Raw genomic sequence first — 25030 nt, forward strand, 5'->3', positions numbered from 1 at the left:
GAGGGATCAGCATGGAACTGCTTCGTTCCATAGACAGACTCAGCTTGAACCAGATTACGACCGATCGGCTGGATATGCGCGAGGCCGTGGAAGCATGCGTTCACGCGGAAGTGCCTTGGATCGCGCTGTGGCGGCATAAAGTGGCCGAGACCGGCCTGGCCGAGAGCAAGCGGCTTGTGCGGGACGCGGGCCTGCGCGTCTCCAGCCTGTGCCGCGGAGGTTATTTTCCGGCGGCCACCGCGGCTGCGCGCAAAGAGCGGATGGACGACAACCGTCGGGCTGTCGAGGAAGCGGCTGAGCTCGGCACCGACGTACTCGTGCTCGTTTGCGGACCAGCTCCGGACCGGGATATCGATTTTGCCCGCAAGACGGTCGAAGAGGCGATCGCGGAGCTCGTGCCGTTCGCTCGCTCGCACGGAGTCAAGCTCGGCATCGAGCCGTTGCACCCGATGTACGCCGCTGAACGCTCCGTCATCAATACGCTGGCGCAAGCCAACACGCTCGCGGAGCAGCACGACCCGCAGGACGTCGGCGTCGTTGTCGACGCGTTCCACGTCTGGTGGGATCCTGGGCTATACGCGCAAATTGAGCGTGCCAGAGGGCGGATACTCGGTTTCCACGTTTCCGATTGGATCGTGCCGGTACCCGACCTGCTAATGGGCAGAGGGATGATGGGGGACGGCGTTATCGAGCTGCGCCGGATGCGACATGCCGTCGAGACGGCCGGATACTCGGGGGCGATCGAGGTGGAAATCTTTAACCAGCAAGTATGGGATATGCCGGGAGACAAAGCGCTCGCGCTAATCAAGGAACGTTACTTGCAGTACGTATGATATGAATTTTTATTTACGGCTTTGGCTAGCCGGGAGAATCGCTTCCCGGCTTGTCAAGGCATAGGTAATGGAGGGAAGGAATGTGAAGATTTGCCGCACCACGCTGATCGGGATCGGGGGATTCGGCGCTCAGCATGTGAATATCATGCAGAAGCTGGCCGGAGAGGGCAGCCTGCAGGTTGTCGCTTTTGCGGAGCCGAATGTCGACGCTCATCAGGAGTCTTACGGTAAGCTGACCGCGCTTGGGGCCATCCATTATACGGACTATGTGCAGATGCTCACGCTTCATCCGGACATCGATTTCGTCGTGATTGTCACGCCGATCCCCACCCACAAGCCGATGTGCATCCAGGTGATGCGGATGGGCTTTCACGTGCTGGTGGAGAAGCCGCCGGCGATAACGATACAAGATCTGGACGAGATGATCGCCGTGCAGCGGGAGACCGGCCGCTTGTGCCAGGTGAACTTCCAGAATACGTCGGGTCAGGCGTTCCGAACGTTGCTGGAAAGGCTTGGCTCCGGCGTGCTCGGGCATGTGGAGCATGTGGTCGGCGTTGGTATGTGGAAACGCTCTCGCTCGTACTACGATCGAACCCGCTGGGCCGGCAAACTGGTCAGCGACGGCCAGTATGTGTTGGACGGGACGTTCAACAATCCGTTCGCTCACTTGCTGCACAATTGCTTGCTGGCGGCCGGAGTCGAAGGCGCCCCAGGTTTACACCCGGAATCGGTGCAGGCCGAGCTTTACCATGTCAACGACATCGAGGGGGACGACATCTCCTGTATTCGAGTCGTTATGGCTAACGAAGCGAGCGTTCATTTTTACGCCATGCTTTGCCACGAAACGAGTGAAGTGCCTTCCATTGCTGTGTACGGGACGCGCGGGGAGGCACATTGGAATTACCAGAACAAGCTGACGATTCGCGCGCAGGATGGCGAAGAAGATTTGGCGTTTGGCCCGGCCGATTTGATGCGCAACATGTATCAGAACCTGCTGGAAGCGATCGAGACCCCGGGCAGGACGCTCTTCTCACCGATCGAGGCGTGCCGAAGCTTCGTACTGGTATCCAATGGAGCCTATGAGTCGGCCCGCGCCGTTCGCTCCATACCCGGCCGGTTTGTGACCGAGCAGGAGGATAGCGACTCCACGGTGCGCTTGCTGTCCGGCTTGTCCGATAAGATGAGGGATGTGGCGGCGAAGAGGCAACTGTACAGTGAATACCCGCTTCCTTGGGCATCGCCGACCCTTCCGTTCAGGATGGAGAGCTACAGCCGATTCGAGTTGCCTGCCGACATGCGTGCAAGTAGCGGTCGACCGACCAATTAGAGGCGTCCCTTCCGGGCTCTTGTTGCCGCTTCGCGGCAGGGGGCCCCTTTTCCTGGTTTCCTTCTTGCCTCTTCCTTAGTAGGGTTTTGATTCACTTATCCCCCTATCAGTTGAGATCAAGGCAGGCTGTACGTCTTTATTTAGAGGAAGTGTTTACTTTGCAGGGCTATGACCAGATTTCGCGTCCCTTTATCTGTATGCGAAAAACAAAAAAATCTAAAGAAAAACCTAGAGAATTTTAAGGTTTGAACTGGAAGGACTGCGGTACAGTATACACGATATCGATAAGCATTCAACCAAGAAAGAAGGTTAGAACATGCCAACAACCTGCAGCCGCCGGAATGGACAGCGTTCCGAAGGCCAAACACGCCTTTTACCGGTATTTTTCTATGGGCGGGATTGAAATCGCTTTCAAGGGGTTCATCCGGATGGATTGGTTGAAAAAACTGAACCTGGGGGTGCGAAGAAGAAACGTTCGGACGAATCGCCGGCAATAAAGCAAATAAGGAGTGTAAAGTGTTTTCGGTGAATGCTGAGAGCTATATGATTCCAAGGAGGACTGTTAATGCTCAGGAAAAGATTCAGGTACCTGCTGCTTTGTCTCGCGGTGCTGCTGATGCTGCCGCAATGGAGAGGAGCGGCTGCGGCGGCGGACAGGGCGCCCGATGCGAAAGATTCGATGTCGGCGTCGACAACGGCGGTGTCGGAGGTGTCAAATTTCTATAATACGATTATGCAGGTAGGAGCCGACCCTTGGGTTTACAAGCATACGGACGGCTATTATTACAACGTCTTTGTCAACGCCAGCGGCATCATGATCCGCAGATCGATGACCATCACCGGCATTGAAGCGGGCGAGAGGAGCCTAGCCTGGACACCGGTTAAGGGTACCATGTACAGTTCCAATGTTTGGGCACCCGAAATGCACTATCTCAAAGATATCGATGGCAAATACAAATGGTATATTTACTTCGCGGCTGACAACGGAACCAACGCAAACCACCGCATGTATGTGCTGGAGAACGCCAGTGAGAGTCCGATGACCGGAACCTGGGAGTTCAAAGGGAAAATAACCGATTCCACGGACCGCTGGGCGATCGACGGCACGGTGCTGACTGTAAATGAGAAACACTATTTCATCTGGTCCGGCTGGGAGGAAACGGATGGGAGTTTCCAAAATCTATATATAGCGGAAATGAGCGATCCACGGACCATCAGCTCGCAGCGGGTATTGATTTCGACGCCTGACCATGATTGGGAAACGTCCCCGGGCAGGATCAACGAAGGTCCCCAAGTCAACATACGCGGTAACACCATCAACTTGGTCTATTCCGCAAACGGGAGCTGGACAGACAGTTACTGCCTCGGACTGATCACGGCCAAGATTGGCGACGATTTGATGAACCCCAGCTCCTGGGTAAAACAGGACAATCCGATTTTCTCCAGCGCCAACGGCGTTTATGGCCCGGGTCACCACAGTCTCACCACCTCTCCCGACGGCAGTGAGGACTGGATTATCTACCATTCCGCCCGCTGGCCAGGATCAGGGTGGACCCGCAATGTCCGAGCGCAGAAATTCATCTGGAACGCAGACGGAACGCCAAACCTGGGAGAGCCCGTCGATCCAAACAAACCGATTGCCAAGCCTTCAGGGGAGCCGGCACGTCAGCGCTATGAGGCGGAAGCAGCCCTGTTGGTGAAAGATCCCAGCGGCGGAACCGGCCCCGGCGTTTGGTGGGAAGGTACCGCTTCCGACGGGAAGAAGATCGCCAATATCAAGAACGCCAATGATTATGCCCAGTTTACAGTCAACGTGCCAGAGGCGGGATTTTATGTGCTGTCTGTGCGCAATGCCAACGGCTCATCGAATGGGGTGGATGCTTCACATATCTTGTCGGTAAACGGCAGTTCCGGCGCCCGTTTGAACATCGTCTATTCCGGCTGGAATCGTTGGGGAGCCTCCACGGTGAAAGTCTATCTTAAACAAGGCAACAATACCATCCGTTTCTCGACGGGTGCCAACCTTGCCGAAATTGACAGCATGGATATATTCAAGCTTGATGTTGCGTCGGAAATTCTATTCGATTCTCCGGGGTACACGCTGGGGTTAGGTGAAAGCCGCAGTTTGCCCGTGTATACGGTAACAGGCACTACCTATTCCCCTGTGGACAGCGGAGTTTCCTTCAGTTCTTCCAACAAAGAGGTCGCTGATATTGATGGGATGGGGGTCAAAGGACTCAAGGCAGGCAGCGCCACGATCACCGCGACATATAACGGAAAGACGGCCACAGCCACGGTTACCGTTGCCGCTGAACCTAAGTCTGTGCAGTCCATTGCCATCAGCGGATTGAACAACATCCTGACCAGCGGGCTGACAGGGCAACTGCAGTTAACAGCTCGCTACAACACCTATGAAGTCCAGGATGTGTCGGCTGACGCCACGTACTTCAGCAGCAAACCAGACGTGGCCAAGGTTACGGTCACCGGTCAGGTATATGACACTGGGCCGGGGGATACGGTGATTACAGCCGTATACGGCGGCAAGGAAGCAAAATTCAACTTAACAGTAACACCCGATCCGTCTCAGGTTCCTCAGATTATTTCTCAAGTAAAAACTCCCTCCGGAGTGACACCGAGGCTGCCCGGCGTTGTTGACGTCAATTACAAGGGTGAGATAAGCATCGCCGAGGTCAGCTGGAAGCTGGAAGGAATACACTTCAACTCACTTGGCACGATTCAGGTACCTGTCATATTAACACTGAATGGCGAGAAGATTCCTGCTGCCGTTTCCGTAGAAGTGATCCCGGGATGGGGTCTTGATGAGATTGTAGATAACATGCGCAGCAGGATAGTCGGTTTCTCTTATCCGCTGGGCGAAGGCTTGGGAACCTATAGTCAAGATGCGTATAATGCTCTCTTGGCTGAGCTGGATCATGCGGAAGAGATGTCTGTAGACCCTGATCTGCGTGAAGAGCAGTTTGAGGAGGCGCTGGATCGCCTTGCTGAAGCGGAAGCAGCCCTGCTTGGCTCACTTAACCTTACCGAGGATGGCGTGACCTATAACGCCTACCGGGATTTCTCCGGCGATGAGACGGGCAAGTACCCTTACGGCATTACCACCGAAGCTCTAACCAATGGCGCTACTGCCACTGTGCAAGAAGAGGACGGGAATAAGTTCCTTCGACTGACCACAACCGCTGTTGCGGGCAAGGCAAATTTGTTCCTGCCGTTTGCAGGCGAGGTCAAGGCAGAAGCGGATCAGCGCATCGTCATCGAATATCGTGCCAGATTAAACAGCAGCTTTCAGTACGCCAATGGTGCCATGGTGAGAAATGACAGCGGCACCGGCAATTATTCCATGGTCACAGCTTTTGATACGGGTAAAATCATCGTACAGAATGGGGGGTCCAAGAAGCCGGTCAAGAACACTTCATACAATACATGGTACAAAATTAAAATGGTGGCAAACTGGGACGCCAAGACTTATACCGTTTATATTAACGATGATCCTGTTCCGGCGGCCACTGACTTCCTCTTCCGCCATACAGGCGGCAGTAAGTTGACCGGCCAGCTGTTCGGCATCGACGGCTACGCTAACGCTTCAATCGACTTCGACGATTTCAAAGTCATGGTTACGGGAGGATCGAAAACTGCGCCGATCACATCCGCGGCTCTTTCGCCAGAAGTTCCGAATGGCCAAAATGGCTGGTATACGCATCCGGTAACGGTAAGTTTGTCAGCAAAAGCTCCACGGGATAGCGTTGCAAAAACCGACTACAGTCTGGACGGCGGGACAACTTGGCAAACCTATACGGCACCAATCACATTCAGCCAAGACGGCACTTACACAGTTACCTATCGTTCGGTTGATCCAGCAGGGAATGAGGAGATGGCGAAAGCCGTCAGCTTTAAGCTGGATACGAAAGACCCGACTATAGAAGTTGTCATTCCTGGAGATGGCGGCACCTATGAAGATAGCGAGGATTTGACCCCTTTAGTGACTACGCTGGATACGGCATCAGGGGTCGACAACAGCAAGACGACGGTGACGCTGGATACGTATTCCTATCCGATCGGCACGACGATCCCACTCTTTTCATTGCCGCTGGGAACACATACGCTTGAGGTGTCTTCAGTTGATCTAGCCGGCAATTCAGGCAGTAAAACCGTTGTTTTCCATACCGTGGCAAGTATCAATTCATTAAAGGCATTAGTGACGCGTTTTGCCAAGAGCAAGGAAATCGATAATGCCGGAATCGCCCGTAGCCTGCAGAAAAAACTGGAGAATGGCAATTTGAACAGTTTTGTTAACGAGGTGCGGGCGCAAGACGGAGAACACATATCGAACGATGCGGCAAACTATTTACTTAGGGACGGACGCTTCTTGTTGTCCCGGCAATAATTTGAAGGAAGCATTAAGCTCTGGCATTTAAATGAAAAGCTAACGCAAACGGGAAAGGGAAGCGCCAAAAAAGGACGCGAGCGAACTCGCGTCCTTTTTTTTCTGTACGTGAAAAACAAAAAAAACTATAGAAAAACCTAGAGATTCTTAAGGTATGCACCGGTGGGACTGCGATACAGTATAAACATCATCGAAAAGCAATTAACCAAGAAAGAAGGTTAGAACATGCCAACAACACCTGCGACCGCCGAAACGGACAGTGTGCCGATGGCCAAACAAGCCTTTTACGAGACCAAGAGGTTTCGGCAGAATATTCCGCTGTTCCTCATGCTCGTACCAGGGATCCTGTATTACGTGATATTCCGGTATCTTCCTATGGGCGGTCTTGTGATCGCTTTCAAGGATTACAATTTCCGCGATGGCATTTTGTCCAGCCCTTGGGTGGGACTCAAGTATTTCAAGATTTTATTTCAGTCCGACGCTACGCTGCAGATCATCTGGAATACCCTCGAATTAAGTATTCTGAATCTGATCTTCGGTTTTCCCGCGCCGATCATTATCGCCATCGCGCTGAATGAGGTTCGAAAAAGATGGCTGAAGCGATGGATTCAAACGATTATTTATCTTCCCCACTTTCTGTCATGGGTCATCGTAGCAGGGCTGGTTCTCACCTTGTTTTCGATCGACGGCGGCACCGTTAACAAGCTGCTGGAGCAATGGGGAATGGAGCCGGTGCCGTTTTTGTATCGCATCGAATCCTGGGTCGCGATCTTTATCGGCTCCGGGATGTGGAAGGAAATGGGGTTCGGTGCCATTATCTATCTCGCCGCCCTTTCGTCCATTGATCCCAGCTTGTATGAATCCACCGCCTTGGACGGCGCGGGTAAGCTGAGACAGATCTGGCATATTACGCTGCCGGGCCTCCGTCCTACGATTATCCTTCTGCTGATCCTGGGCATGGGCCGCTTGATGGAGGTAGGGTTCGACCAGGTTTACAACTTGCAGAATCCCACAGTCCTGGAAAAAGCCGAGGTCATCAGCACCTATGTGTACAAAGTGGGGCTGCAGAAGGCCCAATTCAGTCTGACCACGGCCATGGGTCTATTCGAGTCCATTGTCGGCTTGGTGCTGCTGTTGTCGGCTAACGCACTGGCCAGGAAATTCGACCAGGGATTATTCTAGCCCATGCTTCCGAAGCAAGTTTTGTACGAAGCTTATCCGGAAAGCAAGGCTCACAAAACTTTAAGGGAGGGGACCTGCATTGAGAGAGTCGGCTAGCGGAAGGGTTTTTTCGGTCTTCGTTCACACGGTTTTAATTATCATCGCACTCACCTGCATTCTGCCTTTCCTGCATTTGATCGCTTTGTCCATAAGCGAAGGGCAGGCAGTGGATCTGGGACAAGTCTTGTTCTGGCCGGTGGGCCTTGATTTTACCGCTTACAAATATTTTTTTCAGAACACGCCAGCCTTGCGGGCGTTTGGCAACAGCGTCATCATCACATTGGGCGGAACGGCGCTTAGCATGCTGACTACGGTTCTGACGGCGTATCCTTTGTCCCGCCGCTATCTGTATGCCCGCAAGCCGCTCACAACGGCCGCGCTGTTTACGATGTTGTTCAGCGGCGGCATGATTCCCACGTATCTAGTGATGAACAATCTGCATTTGACGAACACGTACTGGTCCTTATGGTTCGTTGGGCTGATCAGTACCTATAACATGTTAATCATGAAAAGCTTCTTTGAAAACATTCCGAGTGAAGTGACGGAATCGGCTCAGATTGACGGCTGCGGAGAGACGCAACTGCTTTTGCGCATTATTTTGCCTTTATCCCTGCCCATGCTGGCCACATTGACGTTATTCTACGGCGTTGGTTACTGGAACATGTTCATGAATGTCATTCTTTACATCAATCGAACGGAACTGCAGAATCTCACGGTCATTGTCCAGAGCATGCTGCAGATTCAGAGCATGGACAATATGATGGCGATGGATATCATGCAGCAGCAGGAGCTGATCTCCGAGAAACTGAAGGCGGTAGGCGTTATGGTGATGGTGGTGCCGATGCTGGTGGTATATCCGTTTTTGCAAAAGTATTTCGTTCAAGGGATTATGCTGGGTTCCATTAAAGGTTAGCGGCAACAAATCCATTCATTATAGATCATGGGTCGAGAGGAGCTTGTAAATGTTAAAACAAACATCCAAGTGGAACAAAAGGGTCTGGTCATCCTCAGTACTGGCTATCGTGTTGACGGTGGGGGCTGCCGGCTGCAGCCAGCCAAAAGAAGAGGGGCGAAGCGGAGATAAACCTGTCATTACCGTGTCAAACTATGACAGAGGCAATATCCCGGCCGCGGAGGGAACCGTGGAGGAGAACCGCTGGACTAAATGGATTAATGAACATTCTCCGGTGGAGGCCAAGTTTGTGCCCGTGCTCCGGTCGGAATCGACTCAGAAGCTAAATGTGATGTTCGCATCCGGCAGCGCGCCGGATATGATCAATGATTATGATACGGGCTTCAGGGATTCCCTATATCAGCAGAAGCAACTGCTGCCCCTGGACGATTACTTGCAGTATGTCCCTGAATATGAAAAATTGCTGGAGAAGTATCCCCAGTTGCGCGAGGTGGGCACCAAGCCGGATGGCAAGCTTTACGAAATCGGCAAAATTAACGAGCCCCATCTGCAAAGCGTGGCGTTTATCCGGGTGGATTGGTTGAAAAAGCTGAACCTAGAGGTGCCGAAGACGACCGAAGAGCTGATTACAGTCTTGAAGGCTTTTGTAGAGCAAGATCCTGACGGCAACGGCAAGAAGGATACGTACGGAACGAATATAAGCTATACCTCCGGCGGCATGGTCGATTCCATGTTCGGCTCGAGCGGTTGGGCCATCTCGGCTGACGACAAAATCATCCGCAGCTGGGATAACACGCTGGAGGCGACGAAATTCAAGAAGAGACTGTTCGACGAAAGACTGATCGACCCGGATTACCTGGCGGACACGAACGGTTCCAAAGCCAAGAAGGATTATTTGAACGGCAAGGTGGGCGTTTTCCTTCCTCCGCAAATCAACAACTGGTTTGAGAGTACGGTCACCGATATCAAGACCATCAGAAAGGTGGTCCCGGATGCGGAAATTGCGCCGATGATGCAGCCCGAGTCTCCTGTGGGACAGTTTACCCATCACGTGACCAACCCGATTCAGATGACAACGGTGGTTAACGCCGCAGCCAAAGATCCCAAGGCTGTGATGGAATATATCAACTTTATGCTCCAGCCGGATACGGCGCTGACGTTGAGAAAGGGGCTGGAGGGAGAACATTGGAACAAGTCAGCGGACGGTGCGCCCATCGTGATTGATCCCGACAAGAATACGAAGGAAGTGGATTGGGCCGCGGACTACACCATGTTCTATTCTCTCCCGCAGAACGAATCTTTGACCTCCGTATCGGCATTTAATGTAGAGGATCCGGATCAGAAGGCGGGGCTGGAGATGATGAAGCAGGCAGACCAGTTCTTGCTCAATCCGGACGCCAAATATCCCGCTCTGAGTCACTACGAGCATATGCCGGTTCTGCCAAGCGACCTGGTGGTTATCAGTACCAACGTGAACAAAGAAGTGAGCGACATCATTGTCAAAGGAATCATAGGCGGGTCCAAATATACGGCCGAGCAGGCTATTGCGGATGCTAAAGCAGCCTGGGAGAAAGGCGGTGGCAAGCAGATTGAGGAATACATGAATACGTGGTATCAAGAAAATAAAGACACGGCCTTCCTGGGCGATGATGTACTGGAAATGGTCCGCTCCCAACTAAAGTAAAGTTCGGACGGAGCACCGGGAATAGAATAAGGACTTGGTCCGGTAGAAGCCGGGCCAAGTTTTGTTTTAATTCAGGATGAAAGGGATTACAATCGGATTACATCATCGTTTGGGGGAGGGAGCCAGACTGAATCCGATAAGTTGGCCGGGGAGAATTGCCGGAGAAATGAAGGGCAGCTTCAAGTTGAAGCTGATTGTACTGCTCTCGTGTATGGTCACATTAGCCTTTGCATTAGCGGGGTGGCTGGTCTACCGCTTAAATGTCCAATTGATGGAGGACGAGATCAGCAAGCAGTTCTCCATTGCCAATGAACAGGCTTTGGCCCGATTGGAACTCACCTTCCAAGAGGTAAGCCGGGTATCCCAATCCATTATACTGAACCCTTCTATAGAAATGTTCGTCACAGAGAGCCTTGATCCCGGAGGGGATCTCTATACGCAATACAAGAACCGTAAGTACGTGGAGGAGCAGCTGATCACGCTGCAAGTGGATACGCCGTCGATTCGTTCCATCTTTCTGTTCAATGAAAATGGAGATTTGGCTATTCGCTCCCAAAATGGGGCGTCAGGGGAACCCGGACCTGAAGAAATGGCCATGTTGATGGGCAAGCTGGAATCGCATCGGGGGAACTTGGTCTGGGGACGGGCCAGTCTGCCTAGTAGTGTCGATCCTGGCGGACGCCGGACGGTGCTAATTGCCGCCAGACGGATGCTCAATGATAAGCTGATTCCGTACGGAACCATGGTGGTGGTCATGGAGGAAAGACTGGTGTCCAAAGTGCTGCGGGATCTTACGGAGAACGGCAACGGTAAGGTACTGCTGCTGGAACCTCTGGAGGGACTGCTCTACGCCAATATGAATCAGGAGGAGACGGAACAACTCATGCGCTTGATCGAAGCCGGCGATCCCCAATATGTCAAGATGAGTGGGGTCACCTATTTATTTGTCCGCCATCGTCTGGAACCGGCAGGCTTCACGTTATATGGAGGGGTTTCTCTGGAGGAAATTCAACGCAAAAACAAAGACATCATCCATATCTTTGTTATTGCCGGAATTGGCGTCGTGCTTCTTAGCGCACTGCTGATTACGATTTCTACCAGAACCTTGCTGAAGCCACTGGCTGATCTGCTGCGGGGGCTGCGCAAATTGCGTTCGGGGGATTTCTCGGCTCGGATTAGCGTCCGTTCCGGCGATGAGCTCGGGTTCATCGGTGAGAGCTTCAACAGCATGGCTGAGCAAGTAAGCACTCTGATCAACAAAGTGTATCTGGCCCAGATCAGCCAGCGGGAATCGGAATTAAAAGCCATTCAGGCGCAATTGAACCCTCATTATCTGCATAACCTGTTCAATGAACTGTATTGGAAGCTGTATAACGACGACCAGGCAGAGGCGGCTCTACTGATCAACGCCATCTCGGAGATGCTGAAGTATTCGCTTAAATCCGTCAAGACCGATACGACGCTGGGAGAAGAACTGCAGCAGATACGGAATTACATTAAGATTCAGACCGAATTGTTTACCGGCGAGATTGAAACGATCATTCAGGCCGAAGAATCGCTTCTGGGCCTACGGATGATGAGATGCCTGCTGCTGCCGGTGGTGGAAAATGTTTTTGTGCATGCCTTCCGAAATATGGATGAAGACCGGGTGCTCAGGGTGAAGGCGGCTTTACGGGATGGAGCGCTGCATATCGAGGTGGCTGACAACGGCTGCGGCATGGATGACAGCACTTTATATGCTTTGAAGGAAGCTGAGGATGCGCTGTCTGAGAACAACAAAACGGGAATTGGCTTTAAAAGCGTGCTGCGACGCATTGAACTGGTGTATGGGGCTCCTTACGGAGTAGAGATTTCCAGCGTCAAGGGAAAAGGAACGACCGTTCACATCAAGCTTCCCATTCAGACGATCCCGCAAGAGTACTAAGCCTATTCTTTCGAAGCGAGTTTTGCTCGAAGCTTATCATGAGGTAACGCTCACAAAACTTTTAGGAGGGAAATGGATGAAAGCCAAGCTGTTTATCGCCGAGGATCAACCGAATTTTCGCAAAGGATTGCTCAAGCTGGCCGGGAAACGGTCCGCCGAGTGGGTGGTGGCGGGAGAAGCGGCAAATGGCCTGGCCGCTCTGTCTTCGATGGAGCAATGCATCCCGGATTTGCTGTTAACCGATATCCGCATGCCCCATATGGATGGGCTCGAACTGGCCGAGGAAATCAAGGCTCGCGGCTGGGGGACCAAGATTGTGATCATCACGGGATTCAAAGATTTTGCTTACGCCCAGTCCGCCCTCAAGTTTGGAGTGCTGGACTTTATCACGAAACCTTGCGTAGAAGCGGATATATTAAACATGCTCGATCGGACCTATGTACGGCTGATCGAAGAGGATCAGTCCGGGCGGCTGGTGGAGGATTGGAAGCGCCAGCATGAGGACAGCCAGCTTCGCTCAGCGATTATGGGCATGTCCTGCAACAACGGAGAGGTGGAGGCTTTGCTCGGACGGATGAAGGAATGCGAGCTTTACTTTCTTAGCATCCCTACCTATATTTCCTCAGAAAAACATTATTCCGCCCAGGATATGCCGCTATTGCAGTTTGCTCTCGGCAACATTGTCAGGGAGCATTTGCATAAATGGTATGGCGGAGGCTTCCGTTTTTTTTCCTTGAGTTCATCGGAATGGGCTTTATTGGTGGACAGGACGGATTCCCGGCCGGAAACGCCTTCTTCCTGGTTGCAGATCCTCACCGATTCGATTCAGCAGTATCTGAAACTGGCGCTTGCCTACTGCGGACAAGGACGATGCCGCATGGCGGAGGACCTGCGTCAGGCTTACGAGCGGTATTGCAGCGGGCTGGGCCGGGAGGCGGCCTCTGAGCGCAGTACTGGCTATGAATCTTTACTTAACCAGACGGCGCTTTACGAAAAGGAGAAGGAAATCGTATCCTGGCTTATGTCGGGAGACAATAGCCGTTTGAACAAGGAGCTTCTAGATCAAGAGGTGCGGATCAGTAGTATGCCCCTGCAAACCGCTAAAATCGAAGCCCTGCTCCTGGCCACGGCCCTTCTCCGGCTGGTGCAAGTACAGTTTCCTGTATGGCGGATGGCCGCACGTTCCATCGAGTGGGGTTCCGTCTACAAATGCGAGACGCCTGAAGAGATTGTGGCTTGGCTGCAGGGATACATCCATGAATTCCTACTCTCCCATAACAACTGGCTTGCCGGCAAAAAAGATAATCCGGTCAAGCAAGCCATCCGGTTTATCGAAGAGAAATATATGGACGAATGCGGATTGGCTAAGGTGGCGGCGCATGTTCATCTCAACCCCAGCTACTTCAGCAACCTGTTCAAGAAAGAAACTGGCGAAAGCGTCACCGGCTATATCCAAAACCTGCGCGTGCAGAAAGCGAAGATCCTGCTCAAAAGCACCGATATGAAAATTTTCGAAATCGCCCAAGCCATCGGTTTTAACGATTCCAATTACTTCACGCATATGTTCAACAAAGTAGCAGGGCTCTCGCCCAAGGAATACCGCAAGCGGACAGCAGAGCCGCCGCAGGGAGTCGCGGATGGATTTTGATGCGGATGGGCAGTCTGATTCTCTTGAGGTAGCTTGGAATGCCGCGGCATTTATGATGAAAGATGACACTAATAAATACGTATTAAAATTAGATTGAACATTCTTTCTAATAGACTGCGAAGGAAAAGCGCGATGTTCGATAAATACAAAAAATCACAAAAAAAGTGCTGGATACAACGCTCAGACTTTTTCGGGAGAATGGCTTGCAGGCTACCTCGATGTCAATGATTTCGAATGAATCCGGCGTGACGGCTTTTGAACTGGCAGAACGCGGTACGGTTGTGTTTGTGGCAGGACGACGCGAACAAGAAGCAAAGACAGTTCTGTTTGCGACCGAAGGCAAAGGAAATGGATACCCTCGAACGATTTAAGGAACATTTATCCACCAAAGGTGCTTCTGCCGAGCAGATCGAGGACGTGTGCTGTGACATGTCTCCCGCTTTTTATCCGTGGAATCCAGGGCTACTTTCCCCAAGCGGAAATCACCTTTGATAAACTCCATATCATGAAGTTGGTGAACGAAGCCGTTGACGACGTGCGCATTCAGGAACAAAAGCAGGCCCCGGAGCTTAAACATACGAAGTACATCTGGCTAAAGAACGAATCCAACCTCAAAAGCGAACAAAAGGATACATTGACGCGGCTGAAGGACAGCGATCTGCAGACCGGACGCGCCTATCGCTTGAAATTGGCGATGCAGGATTTTTGGTTGAATACAAAATCAAAATCTTCCTGCATGAGTGTAACTGCTAACGCACAATATCCAGTGGTTGACGGCAGAAGTTGTCCGACCCTAGTGATAGAACAGGGAGAATCAAGATTCTCCCTGGATGACGCGTTGACCATATGATCGTCGATGATTCAATGTTTTTCTGTACGCCGTAGATCTAACGGGTTGGAGATGACTGCGAAAAAGCACAGGCACAGCGTAGGAACAGATATGTTCCTACGCTGTGCCTGCTGTTATTTATGTTGTTTTATTGTTTTGTCGCCGCGGCCGCTCACGATGCCCAGCTTGCGAACCGCCTCAATTGCGCCTTTCGCCAACTTCGGGATGTCCTTATCGTCCGCGAAGCCGGTCGTTGCGCCCGCTTTAGCCGACAGTTTTAAGCGCTCTAGCGATCATCGCTGCCATTTCCGCACGGGTAATACGCGCATTCGGCGGGAAGCTACCGTCCACGTACACGCTCACAATGCCTGCTTCAACAGCATCCGCGATTTCTTGCTTCGCCCATCCGCCGATTTTGGCCTCGTCCGTAAACGCAGTCGCTGAACCTGCTCCTTCCAGCTTAAGCGACTTGGTCAGCATGAACGTAAATTCGGCGCGGGTAAGGAAAAGTGTAGCTATTTTAGGGGCAGTAGCACTTTGTAATTATTCTACACAAGGGTGGGTAAGAGTTTGGAATTTTAATACTCAAACAGAGCTTCTAAAAGGGGTTTTTTTAACAGTAGCAGATGAGGGCCAAGCGTTGATAAAACTTAACTCTGTAAAAGAAACACTGCTGGCTGATTTATATTTATGGTTGGTGAATCACTTTCCACATGAAGAAGATCCAAAATATGAAGACGATGAAATGGCTCATTCTATAGGCCCCCGAGAGAGTCTGGCTGACCTTATAGAGATAATATTTTGAAACTACTGAAAATGCGTGGCACTAAGAAATCACAATTTGAATATAAAAGAGTTGTGGATGAATTGCCGCATTTAAGTTGGCTGAAATGGGCATTAGCTGAGGCGAATTTGGCTGCTAGACGTAATACATGGACTCCTCCTCGACCTATTGATATTATATTACTTTCAAGTAATAAAGAAAAGAGACTCGTGCGAAGTGGTGAAGAGCTTCTTGATGTCATTGTCGATGCATTAAATAGAATTGAAAAAAGGCTTCACGGCGCCACCCCAGAAGTGCGTTCTTTATGGAATTATTTGGAGAATGGTGAATTCACTCCTTGGAACGAAAATGAGTTTTCTAATTATATTAAACAACGTCTAGATGATGAAATAAGAGGGAGAGGAATTATAACAAATCGCGAAGTTGAACTTCAACCTACATTAGGATGGAAATAGGAGAACGAACGGACATCCATGTAGATGCTGTACTACCTGATAATAATAAATATGAGAAGATTACAGTTATAATAGAGATCAAAGGGAAATGGCATCCAGAGCTTCTTGAAGCTATGCAAGACCAGCTATCCAACAGATATTTAAAAGAAGGAAAGACACAGTATGGGTTATATTTGGTAGCATGGTTTGATAGTGATAAGTGGGACCCTAATGATCCACGCAAAAGAAAAAGCTCTAAACACGAAATTACAGAGGTAAAGAGAGTTTTACAGGAACAAGCAGAGAGTTTATCGATTAATAAATTGATAAAACAATATGTGATGAACGTGACTTATTATGTGTAAATATATATAAACATCACAAAACCCGCTCAATGAGTGGGTTTTGCCTTCCAAAGTGATTACAATTGTTTTGTAGTCTAACACTTTATAATCATCCTGATATTAAATGTAAGGATACATAAATAGAGTTGAAATTATCATGGTATATAGCACCCTACTGCTCATCCACCAACTCAATAATCTCCCGAATATCGCTTATATTCAAAGCCTCAGCGATTCTTTCAATATGACTAAAGCTGATACTTTCCCGTTTTCCATTGGCAAGTTCACTTAATGCAGCGTGCCGTACATCGGATATTCGGGATAATTCCCGCAAAGAAATATTATGTGCCTTGGTCAATTCCGAGATTTTAACGACAACTTTTTTCCTCATTATAATCACCTCTCAAAGATCGATTTCAACTTGACTATACGCATAAGCGTACCGTATAATGATCTCAACACTGGTACTCATATACGTAACAAAATGCATTTATCAGTGTTTATCGATCCTTAAATCAGCTTTTAGAGAAGGAGAATCCCATGTCAAGCTTTCTGGAATCCTTATATTACGGGCAGTTGAATCCTGTAGAAAAGGTTGCTTCGAACGATCCTCAGTATGGCCAATTGAGTCGGCAAATATCCGAGTCCATGGATGGCTGGAAGAAGAGGCTTTCAGAAGATGAGTTTCGAGAGCTCGAGGATCTACTAGATTTATATCGACAAGTTCAAGGACTGGAAATGGCTGCTTCTTTTACTGATGGTTTTAGGCTGGGAGCGGCGATGATCATCGAGGTGTATTCTGAGATCGTGTGATTAGTAAGAACAGATAGTAAGGATTATATATAAAGTTCTCTCCAAGACTTATCCTTATCACCTCAATGATAAATAGCTTGCATGTAACTTCATGGATTGATCGATGTAGTGAGATGCGTCGACCTCCATCAACGCTAAGGGCAAATTAAACAGTGTCTAGTCTCCGCCTGGGGCTAGCTGAAGAAGACAATCAGGCTGACCTGAAGGGAATCCGGTGACAGGGAATCTCTAGGGTGACATCAAATCTGTCACTACACCCGTAGAAGCTTGTGTTGTCGTTATCTTCGGACAGGGGTTCGACTCCCCTCGCCTCCACCAATACCATGAAAAACCCGACCTCGTGAGGTCGGGTTTTTGCTGTAGAATAGCTGATAAGTGTGAACAATAAATTTCACTGTCTTGTAGATGTTTTTATTTATGGATAGTGGAATATACGGTTTCAAGATAAGCAATTGAATGGCGTTCGGCTTCTTCTTTGCGTATCCAACCATCAGAAGCCTGGCGTAAACGTTGATATAGCTTGATAGTGGCCTTTAACGCACGGTAACAACTTTCGTAGCTGTGGAGTGGAATCGTGTCCCGAAGCTCAGCCATCTCCATTTCAGCAAATTGCTCTAGCCGTCGGACTCCCGCGGGAAGATGGCCGTTACGCATGAGTATCAACGGTCCTAATACTGCATTGCGAATAAACGTAATATGTTGGATGAGCTCGAACAACTCGCCTCTTCCTAATTTCGCCGCACCATAATGCACCCAAACCCAGAACCGATCTTCCATCCATTGCATAGAGGGCGATGGATAGGCAGGGGATGTCTCGGCAAGGATCGTTCTGATCTCCTCGTCTCTCTCCCAAAGCACAATCGGATTCTCCGTTCGTATCCTAAGCTCCGATTTCGAAATGAACTTTAGATCCACGTGAAGCAACGGTGGGCCGTATAGGCAAATAACCAGACGTGGTTCGCCGACATGCTCACCTGTGAATGCCGACAGTAACTGTTCGAGCTCTTCTGCGAGCTGAATGCGTTGCTCCATAATTTCATTGCGATACGCGTTATCGTACACGATGACTAAATCTAGATCGCTATACTCGTCCATGGCTCCGTGGATCATGGAGCCGCCTGCAAGGAGGCCCGTAAGTCGATTATCTCGACTGATTTTCTTTTTTGCCTGCTTAATGAAGCGTTCGTGAACGGGTAACATCATGCTATGCACTCCTTAAAGATAGGACCCATATATAAATGGGTATTACGCCAATATATCATTGTGGTAAATTCGTTGTCAAACGGGTAATACTCAGGTGACATCAAATCTGTCACTACACCCGTAGAAGCTTGTGTTGTCGTTATCTTCGGACAGGGGTTCGACTCCCCTCGGTTCCATCATAATGAACACCATCCGCATGAGGATGGTGTTTTTGTTTTATATTAATACTATAGGTTAGAGCAATGTCTTACAGATGGAGTGAAATCGATGAATCATAGTCATGATGGAGAGGATCGATTGATAACGGTGCTCAATATGGATGGTCAACAGCTAACCCCGTGTTTGCTCCATCGGGCTTGGCGGGAAGTTGAGCGATCGCGAGCTGTCTGGATTGATGAGCAGACGATCCAATTGCTTTATAATCCGTTCTTATTTCGGGGCTATCGAAAAGCTGCACTGAAACGAGATCATCACACTTGTTTGTGGTGCGGAGGGCACGCCACGACAGTAGACCATATTATCCCCTCAAGCAAAGGGGGCTCGGATCTTCCCCACAACCTGATCGCTTCATGCAGCGAATGCAATACGAAACGTGGAAACCGTCCGGCATGGTCCTATCTCAAAGAAAACGCACGCGCTGTTCCGAATCTTATAAAGCTGTGCTGGCGTATCTTTATCGCTAATTACAGACATCGCCCAATGAAAAAAGGGGACACTTGAGTAAGGCTTAGATTTATGATTTGAGAATCGTGGTGCAGTGAGCTTCAATGATCGCAGCCGTTTGTTGACGATCGAATTGATGGTAAACCATATCCACTGTAGAATTTTCGGCTTTCTTGCATCCATCTTGAAGTGCAGACCATTAAAGAGTAGGAGTACAACCAGTGCTGTAAAAGCAGTCCATTTATTTGCGTTATGGAAAGGATGGTTTTGACCAAGGGATTCGAACAAAGCTGCCGCTATTTCAAAATAGTAGGATAAGCATCTTCGCCAAAGTACCCATGAAGTCCGCACTTATTCCTTCAGGTAAGGAGACCTTTGTTGACTTCTAATAATTCCATCTCAATCATCCTGTTCATCAGATTTCCTTCTTATCATCATATTCAATTGTTATAACAATTATAAAGTCATAAAATTGGAAAACTATAGGGTTTAAACTTGAGGTTGTGGATTTTCTATGTTCGATTAAAAGTATAAAATCCTTAGCTAAAAGTTTGCAAAGCAAGACACCTCAATGACCACACTCCAAAAGTGTCAAATGCGCGTTATGCTGAAGAAGGGCCTAGAGGTCCTTCTTTTTTGCTTTCGGTCCTTTTTTTCTGACATTTGTCATAACCGGCTTGTGACAACCCACACTAATTGAATCTCGCGCTTTTTCAATATAATGAGGACATCAAGTAACGAAAGAAGAAATTAGCGGAGGTTAGGACAAAATGAAAAAGGCGATTGAATGTATAAATCTAGTGAAGAAATTCGGCGACTACTGTGCCGTTGATCATATGAATCTATCATTTGAGAAAGGTCAAATATCAGCATTGCTCGGACCGAATGGGGCAGGCAAGACAACAACCATTTCCATGATACTCGGAATGATCAAGCCAACATCAGGAGAAGTCAGGGTCTTGGGGATGCCGTCTGGAACAAAAGAATTACGGCAACGCGTCGGAGCGCTTATGCAGGATGTTAAAGCTGCAGATGGACTTACGGTCAAAGAAGTGCTTCAATTGTTTCGCAGTTATTATCGTAATCCGATGTCGCTAGAGCGATTGTTAGACATTTCGGGTCTCCACGCGGATCAGAAACGACGCGCATCCTCGCTGTCTGGAGGACAACGTCGTAGATTAGCTTTCGCCCAAAGCTTGGCGGGGAATCCAGAGCTTCTCCTGCTTGATGAACCAACGGTCGGAATGGATATCGAGGCTCGTGGTCGCTTTTGGGACACCATTCAAGCGCTGGCAAGTGACGGACGTACGGTGCTTTTGACTACACATCATTTAGATGAAGCTGATGCTGTCGCAGATCACATCGCACTCATCGCCAGAGGACAGGTTGTTGCGGAAGGGACTCCGGAACGTTTAAAGGCTCAAACAGCACTTAGAACCGTTTCATTTCGAGCGGCGAACGCGCCAGCTGAGCAGGAATGGCTCACATTACCTGGTGTAGAAAAGGCAGAATGCAACGGCGAGCGGATTCGCCTTTATGCCAAAGAGACCGATGTATTGTTATTTACACTGATGCAGTCTGAATGGGGAATTTCAGATATTGATATACAATCTGCCAGCTTAGAAGATACATTCCTAAGTCTTACAGGTACACATAGACCAACGATTAAACGATAAAAAACATGTTTAGGAGGAAAAGAGCTATGTTACATATCTTTGTTGCCCAGACCAAAGCAGAAAGTATACGAATTATCCGCAGTCCATTCTTCTTACTCTTCTCCATTGCGATGCCGCTTGCTTTCTACTTTTTATTTGCGAGTATGAATGGGGTAGATCAATCGATTCAATCGACAACTTGGGGTGTCTTTTCCTTGATGTCGATGACGGCATTCAGTTTGATTGGTACAGCCGTATCTCAATTCGGTATCCGTCTATCGTTCGAGCATCAAGACGGGTGGGTACGCTTGTTGAAGCTAACTCCACTATCTCCTGCAGTCTGGATTGGCAGCAAAATTGTATCGCAAATGGCTGTTCACTTGATCGTCATTGTTGTTATATTTTTATCTGCTGGCCTTGTTCATGATATACAATTGACAGCCGGGCAATGGATTTTATGCGGATTATGGTTATGGATTGGCAGCATATCTTTTCTGGCGCTTGGTGCCTTGTTAGGAACGCTTAAAAATGCGAATACCTCCGTTGCCATCGGAAATGTATTACAGATGGGGCTTGCCATTGTGGGGGGGCTATGGATGCCGCTTAGTACGTTGCCAAGTTGGATGGGTTCGGTCGGGGAATGGCTTCCATCTCACCGTTACGCCAATGGGGCATGGAATATGATCGCTGGAAAAACTCCAGCAAGTATTGATTTCATAATTTTGACAGGATGCGGTCTCTTCTTTATGCTACTATCAATCTATATATATAATCGACGGGAAGCGGTCTAATTGAATAGCGAGAAATGGCGTCTCTTTCCAAAATCGGAAGGAGTCGCCCCTTATTTTTTGTTAACAAATTTAATGATACCCTTGTACTTTTTACTTTATGAGCCATCAAGTATACAGTGGCTTGGCTTTGTTCTGTTAGGCATATTCGTTCTATCGTTTCGACAATCCTACTTTTATGCAAAGTGGGCCACGCCAATATTGATGGTCCAGGTGGGTATACTTTTAATTTTAGCAGCTGTATTTCATCCTATGTATACGTTTATGGGTTTTATGATAGCTGCTCCGCTGAGCAAACAAAAGCTGCCGACATTACTCTCTATAACGATCGTTTTCACTGTAGCTATGGGATTTATCGCTGTTCCTTACTTGGATCGGATGGGCAGCCTATTATGGGTAGGGCTGGTGCCTATGTTTGGCATCTGTATTCTGCCGTATATTATTCGAACTTCGACCAGGTTCCAACAGAAGTCTGCGCGGCTGCGGGCAGAAACTGCTGAACGAATGGCACAGCAGGAGGAGCGCCAGCGGATCGCACGTGAATTACATGATACATTGGGACATACGCTGTCATTAATCGCACTAAAAGGGGAGGTCGTTGAGAAACTGGTCAATCGTCATCCCGAGAGAGCGATAGAAGAGGCTCGTGAAATACGAGAAACGGCACGCGCAGCCTTGAAACAAATGCGTGAATTGGTTACGGAGATGAAAGTCACATATCTCGCTGATGAATATAAGCATGCAGTATCGTTATGTTCAGCTGCGGGCATACCGCTTTTATTTCAATATCAATCGATTTCTGATCCCAGACCTTCTAATGTAGGGACGGAAGAGGCATTAGTGAACAATCAGCTTCCGTTAACACCCTTGCAGGAGACGATTTTGGCGATGTGTTTTCGCGAGACGATTACAAATGTGGTTCGACATAGCCGAGCAACAAGTTGCAACGTTCTTCTCGACATTCAGGAAGGGGAAGTTCGTGTATCTGTAAGTGATGACGGTATTGGGGCAGATATGGATCAATTCTATACAAGCAGTAATGGCCTCGCCGGATTGCGGCAACGGTTGGTTATGATCGACGGGCGTATGTCGCTGTCCTCATCCTCAGGCAAGGGGACGGAAGTCACCTTACATATACCTAGGGTAATACGAAATGAAAAGGTAGGTAGTGCTTAGATGATTCGTATTGTTTTGGCAGAAGATCAAAAGTTATTAAGGGGAGCACTGGCAACTTTACTCTCGTTAGAAGATGATATTGAAGTAGTCGGTCAAGCTGAAAATGGGGAACAAGTGATGTCCATGATTCAGCAATATGAACCCGATGTAGCTGTTCTGGATATTGAGATGCCACTAAAAACGGGGTTGGATATTGCGGAATTAATTCAAAAAAATAAGTCAGCTTGTCGTGTCATCATCTTGACGACATTCGCGCGTCCTGGATATTTCCAGCGGGCTATGCAGGCAGGAGTTTATGGATATCTTCTTAAAGATACGGGTAGCGAGGAACTGGCTGATGCGATTCGTCGGGTCTATGATGGGAAACGTGTCATCAATTCAGAATTGTCGCTCGCGGTATGGGATGATCCATGTCCATTATCACCCAGGGAGCGTGAAGTCATGAAGTTGGCTGCCCAAGGCTTAGTTCTTCAAGATATTGGAGCACAGCTGTTTCTATCCTATGGAACGGTACGGAACTATATGTCAGAAGCGATTGGGAAGCTCGGGGCGAATACACGGATCGAGGCGATAGATATCGCACGTAGTAAGGGATGGTTGGATTAAAGAGAACTCCAAGGTAATGGAGGTAAGCGGATCACCCCTCTCAAGAGATGATGCAGCCAGCCCATAGAGAGCTTTAGAAGCTCTCTTTTTTTATGATCCGCTATTTAGCATACCGTAACCAAACAAAGTATTAAGTTTAGTTCTCCGAATTGGATTGATACATCAGCTCTTTGATTTCAAGAAACTGCGTATTCGTTAATTGTTGGGATTGATGAAGGGCGTTCAGCTTATCTTCTATTCTTTCCATTCGAAGCTGTGTTTCTTTTTGGAGTTTCTCGGTCTGTCTTTGTGTTTTGGAGTTATCCATGACGACTAAGATGGTCAGACCTGCACTGAAGATCGTTAACCCTCTAGCGATTTGATTTAAATCGATTGAATTCAAGGCAATCAGGCAATCGGCAAATCCTGCTCCTATAAGTAGACCGCCGATCGTGACAATCCCAGTTCTTTTCCATTGTTCTGGGATGATACTTAATGGCTGTTTCATGTAAAGATCCCCTTCAGTTAGGTAGTAAACGAGAATTATGATAGCTTCATTCTATATTTAATAAAACACAAATTCTGGAGTAATGAAAGGAAATACATAGAAGCTTGTTGCGTGAACTTTAAGAAATCAGTTTTAGGAATTTACCTGCATGTCCAGACTAAAAAATGTCGTGCGGCGAGTTTAAAATAGGGTCTTCGCTTCAATAAATTCACCTGAGCCAGGTCACTCCCTAGTCTAAAGTCTAGGTTCAGATACCCCCTAAGACGGTTATGTCAGGCAAATAAGGCAGATATAATGGATTTATATCTCAGAGCGTGCGTGACTTATGAAACCAAAGGAGTGTTTGAATATGAAGGAAGTAGAAACGACCGCTAAAGCGCGGTCTGGAAAGGTGAACTGGGCGCTTTTTAATCCAAAAACCTATGCAACGATCCTATACTTAATGCTATCTCTCCCGTTAGGGATTATTTATTTTACAGTAGCGATAACGGGAATTACACTATCCATCGGTTTGACTCCAATATTTATCGGAATACCGCTGTTTTTTGGAGTAGCTAAGCTGTTGAACGGGATTGTGCTTTTTGAACAAAGCATGATTAGACAAATTTTGGGTTTACCTACGCCTTCCGTTTCGTATTCCTACAATCAACAGTCTGAAGCGGGGCAGAGCTGGTTGAAACGAATGGTGAGCGGTTTTGACGGAGCGCTATTTATTCGAAATCTGCTCCTCGTATTACTAAGATTTGTTACTGGCATCGTGTTCTTTGTGATTATGGTAACGGTGATTTCACTGGGACTCGGATTGATTGCTCTTCCGGTCGTTCATATCATTTTGATGAATGAACTGCAGCTTGATATTTTGGAGAATAGCTTGTTCAGTTATTTTCATATAGATTGGACCTATAATCAGCAATACCTGCTGTACGTAGGCGTTGGCCTTATCCTGTTCTGGGTCGCGCTGCGCGTTGTGAATGGGCTTATGCAAATTCTGCGTAGAATCATGTATGTGGATGAGCCCTATCAGCAGCCGTCAGTGCCGCCGATGGAAGCACAAATCCATGCGCCCGTTCAGTCGCAATATTACGAGTACCCAGAGGATCAACCTACTCAAGGGATGATGCAGCCAGCCCATAGAGAGTTTTAGAAGCACTCTTTTTTTAGAATCTACTACTTGGTGCGTATCGTCTACATTGCTTCAACAATCGAATTGGATAGACAAGTATAAAAAGTAACGAATGGAATACTCGGCGGTGTATTGTGGTTTTATACAGCCGTGGTCCGCCGCCATGCATAGAA

The 25030-nt window shown here is 48.6% G+C and carries 26 protein-coding genes, 1 other RNA gene and 2 pseudogenes; 23 read left to right on the forward strand and 6 right to left on the reverse strand.

Annotation, left to right across the window (positions count from 1 at the left end):
• Window positions 1–11: 11 nt before the first annotated feature.
• From OHJ21_RS21485 to OHJ21_RS21540, 12 genes and pseudogenes are all read left to right on the forward strand, one after another.
• On the forward strand, window positions 12–833 hold the full coding sequence (locus OHJ21_RS21485) for a sugar phosphate isomerase/epimerase family protein (protein WP_100539677.1): 822 nt from the start codon (window positions 12–14) through the stop codon (window positions 831–833).
• An 82-nt stretch (window positions 834–915) separates the two neighbouring features.
• The gene (locus OHJ21_RS21490) at window positions 916–2160 is read left to right on the forward strand and encodes a Gfo/Idh/MocA family protein (RefSeq protein WP_100539678.1); all 1245 of its coding nucleotides are present in this window, start codon (window positions 916–918) and stop codon (window positions 2158–2160) included.
• Window positions 2161–2501: 341 nt separating this feature from the next.
• A complete protein-coding gene (locus tag OHJ21_RS21495; RefSeq protein WP_486021112.1) occupies window positions 2502–2657 on the forward strand; it encodes a hypothetical protein in 156 nt (51 codons plus the stop codon).
• Window positions 2658–2725: 68 nt separating this feature from the next.
• Window positions 2726–6562 (forward strand): family 43 glycosylhydrolase, encoded by a 3837-nt coding sequence (locus OHJ21_RS21500; RefSeq protein ID WP_486021113.1) that lies wholly within the window; start codon window positions 2726–2728, stop codon window positions 6560–6562.
• A gap of 225 nt (window positions 6563–6787) precedes the next feature.
• Window positions 6788–7744, forward strand: coding sequence for an ABC transporter permease (locus OHJ21_RS21505; protein ID WP_100539679.1), 957 nt, complete (start codon window positions 6788–6790; stop codon window positions 7742–7744).
• 79 nt (window positions 7745–7823) lie between these two features.
• Window positions 7824–8696 carry a carbohydrate ABC transporter permease gene (locus tag OHJ21_RS21510; protein ID WP_100539680.1) on the forward strand — a complete coding sequence of 291 codons (873 nt, stop codon included), beginning with the start codon at window positions 7824–7826 and terminating at the stop codon, window positions 8694–8696.
• Between the two features lie 49 nt (window positions 8697–8745).
• Window positions 8746–10380 (forward strand): extracellular solute-binding protein, encoded by a 1635-nt coding sequence (locus OHJ21_RS21515; RefSeq protein WP_100539681.1) that lies wholly within the window; start codon window positions 8746–8748, stop codon window positions 10378–10380.
• Between the two features lie 76 nt (window positions 10381–10456).
• Window positions 10457–12304: a sensor histidine kinase gene (locus OHJ21_RS21520; RefSeq protein WP_243390895.1), complete on the forward strand. Its 1848-nt coding sequence runs from the start codon at window positions 10457–10459 to the stop codon at window positions 12302–12304.
• A 76-nt stretch (window positions 12305–12380) separates the two neighbouring features.
• Window positions 12381–13952, forward strand: a complete 1572-nt coding sequence (locus OHJ21_RS21525) for a response regulator transcription factor (protein WP_486021114.1) — start codon at window positions 12381–12383, stop codon at window positions 13950–13952.
• 164 nt (window positions 13953–14116) lie between these two features.
• Window positions 14117–14164, forward strand: a pseudogene (locus tag OHJ21_RS21530) (hypothetical protein); the annotation flags it as partial.
• A gap of 6 nt (window positions 14165–14170) precedes the next feature.
• Window positions 14171–14323 carry a hypothetical protein gene (locus tag OHJ21_RS21535; protein ID WP_486021323.1) on the forward strand — a complete coding sequence of 51 codons (153 nt, stop codon included), beginning with the start codon at window positions 14171–14173 and terminating at the stop codon, window positions 14321–14323.
• A 53-nt stretch (window positions 14324–14376) separates the two neighbouring features.
• On the forward strand, window positions 14377–14802 hold the full coding sequence (locus tag OHJ21_RS21540) for a transposase (protein WP_486021115.1): 426 nt from the start codon (window positions 14377–14379) through the stop codon (window positions 14800–14802).
• 113 nt (window positions 14803–14915) lie between these two features.
• Here the strand turns inward: OHJ21_RS21540 and OHJ21_RS21545 are convergent, their stop codons facing one another.
• Window positions 14916–15056, reverse strand: a complete 141-nt coding sequence (locus OHJ21_RS21545) for an S-layer homology domain-containing protein (RefSeq protein WP_100539684.1) — start codon at window positions 15054–15056, stop codon at window positions 14916–14918.
• Window positions 15046–15261, reverse strand: coding sequence for an S-layer homology domain-containing protein (locus OHJ21_RS21550; RefSeq protein WP_486021116.1), 216 nt, complete (start codon window positions 15259–15261; stop codon window positions 15046–15048). Before OHJ21_RS21550 ends, OHJ21_RS21545 begins: the two co-directional genes overlap by 11 nt.
• Here OHJ21_RS21550 and OHJ21_RS21555 point away from each other — a divergent pair.
• Genes OHJ21_RS21555 through OHJ21_RS21565 form a run of 3 tightly spaced genes read left to right on the forward strand, consistent with a single transcriptional unit; the run spans window position 15260 to window position 16364 of the window.
• The gene (locus OHJ21_RS21555) at window positions 15260–15586 is read left to right on the forward strand and encodes a hypothetical protein (protein ID WP_486021117.1); all 327 of its coding nucleotides are present in this window, start codon (window positions 15260–15262) and stop codon (window positions 15584–15586) included. The genes OHJ21_RS21550 and OHJ21_RS21555 overlap by 2 nt on opposite strands.
• Window positions 15583–16020: a hypothetical protein gene (locus tag OHJ21_RS21560; protein WP_100539687.1), complete on the forward strand. Its 438-nt coding sequence runs from the start codon at window positions 15583–15585 to the stop codon at window positions 16018–16020. Before OHJ21_RS21555 ends, OHJ21_RS21560 begins: the two co-directional genes overlap by 4 nt.
• Window positions 16011–16364 carry a hypothetical protein gene (locus OHJ21_RS21565; protein WP_100539688.1) on the forward strand — a complete coding sequence of 118 codons (354 nt, stop codon included), beginning with the start codon at window positions 16011–16013 and terminating at the stop codon, window positions 16362–16364. The genes OHJ21_RS21560 and OHJ21_RS21565 overlap by 10 nt, the downstream gene beginning before the upstream one ends.
• A 151-nt stretch (window positions 16365–16515) precedes the next feature.
• On the opposite strand, the gene OHJ21_RS21570 is transcribed toward OHJ21_RS21565, so the two are convergent.
• On the reverse strand, window positions 16516–16734 hold the full coding sequence (locus OHJ21_RS21570; protein WP_006207663.1) for a helix-turn-helix domain-containing protein: 219 nt from the start codon (window positions 16732–16734) through the stop codon (window positions 16516–16518).
• Window positions 16735–16883: 149 nt separating this feature from the next.
• On the opposite strand from OHJ21_RS21570, the gene OHJ21_RS21575 reads away from it, so the two are divergent.
• Window positions 16884–17156, forward strand: coding sequence for a DUF6809 family protein (locus OHJ21_RS21575; RefSeq protein WP_100539689.1), 273 nt, complete (start codon window positions 16884–16886; stop codon window positions 17154–17156).
• Window positions 17114–17474: a transfer-messenger RNA gene (ssrA, locus tag OHJ21_RS21580) on the forward strand. Before OHJ21_RS21575 ends, ssrA begins: the two co-directional genes overlap by 43 nt.
• Window positions 17475–17567: 93 nt before the next feature.
• On the opposite strand, the gene OHJ21_RS21585 is transcribed toward ssrA, so the two are convergent.
• The gene (locus tag OHJ21_RS21585; RefSeq protein WP_100539690.1) at window positions 17568–18359 is read right to left on the reverse strand and encodes a nucleotidyltransferase domain-containing protein; all 792 of its coding nucleotides are present in this window, start codon (window positions 18357–18359) and stop codon (window positions 17568–17570) included.
• A 267-nt stretch (window positions 18360–18626) separates the two neighbouring features.
• Here OHJ21_RS21585 and OHJ21_RS21590 point away from each other — a divergent pair, with 267 nt between their 5' ends.
• Window positions 18627–19079: an HNH endonuclease gene (locus OHJ21_RS21590; RefSeq protein WP_028404204.1), complete on the forward strand. Its 453-nt coding sequence runs from the start codon at window positions 18627–18629 to the stop codon at window positions 19077–19079.
• Window positions 19080–19259: 180 nt separating this feature from the next.
• Here OHJ21_RS21590 and OHJ21_RS21595 read toward each other — a convergent pair.
• A pseudogene (locus tag OHJ21_RS21595) lies at window positions 19260–19373 on the reverse strand (hypothetical protein); the annotation flags it as partial.
• A 419-nt stretch (window positions 19374–19792) separates the two neighbouring features.
• Between OHJ21_RS21595 and OHJ21_RS21600 the strand changes: the two are divergent.
• The 4 genes from OHJ21_RS21600 to OHJ21_RS21615 are packed head-to-tail and all read left to right on the forward strand — an operon-like array spanning window position 19793 to window position 23247.
• Window positions 19793–20698, forward strand: a complete 906-nt coding sequence (locus OHJ21_RS21600) for an ABC transporter ATP-binding protein (protein WP_100539691.1) — start codon at window positions 19793–19795, stop codon at window positions 20696–20698.
• Between the two features lie 26 nt (window positions 20699–20724).
• The gene (locus OHJ21_RS21605; protein ID WP_100539692.1) at window positions 20725–21468 is read left to right on the forward strand and encodes an ABC transporter permease; all 744 of its coding nucleotides are present in this window, start codon (window positions 20725–20727) and stop codon (window positions 21466–21468) included.
• Entirely contained in the window at window positions 21469–22641 is a 1173-nt protein-coding gene (locus OHJ21_RS21610) for a sensor histidine kinase (protein ID WP_100539693.1), read from the forward strand.
• The gene (locus OHJ21_RS21615) at window positions 22642–23247 is read left to right on the forward strand and encodes a response regulator transcription factor (RefSeq protein WP_100539694.1); all 606 of its coding nucleotides are present in this window, start codon (window positions 22642–22644) and stop codon (window positions 23245–23247) included. It abuts the gene before it with no gap.
• 136 nt (window positions 23248–23383) lie between these two features.
• On the opposite strand, the gene OHJ21_RS21620 is transcribed toward OHJ21_RS21615, so the two are convergent.
• Window positions 23384–23734 carry a hypothetical protein gene (locus tag OHJ21_RS21620; protein ID WP_100539695.1) on the reverse strand — a complete coding sequence of 117 codons (351 nt, stop codon included), beginning with the start codon at window positions 23732–23734 and terminating at the stop codon, window positions 23384–23386.
• 349 nt (window positions 23735–24083) lie between these two features.
• Here OHJ21_RS21620 and OHJ21_RS21625 point away from each other — a divergent pair, with 349 nt between their 5' ends.
• Window positions 24084–24878, forward strand: a complete 795-nt coding sequence (locus OHJ21_RS21625) for a sensor domain-containing protein (protein WP_100539696.1) — start codon at window positions 24084–24086, stop codon at window positions 24876–24878.
• Window positions 24879–25030 lie beyond the last annotated feature (152 nt).

The organism is Virgibacillus sp. LDC1, from assembly GCF_025792345.1.
GTDB lineage: Bacteria > Bacillota > Bacilli > Paenibacillales > Paenibacillaceae > Paenibacillus_AQ > Paenibacillus_AQ lautus.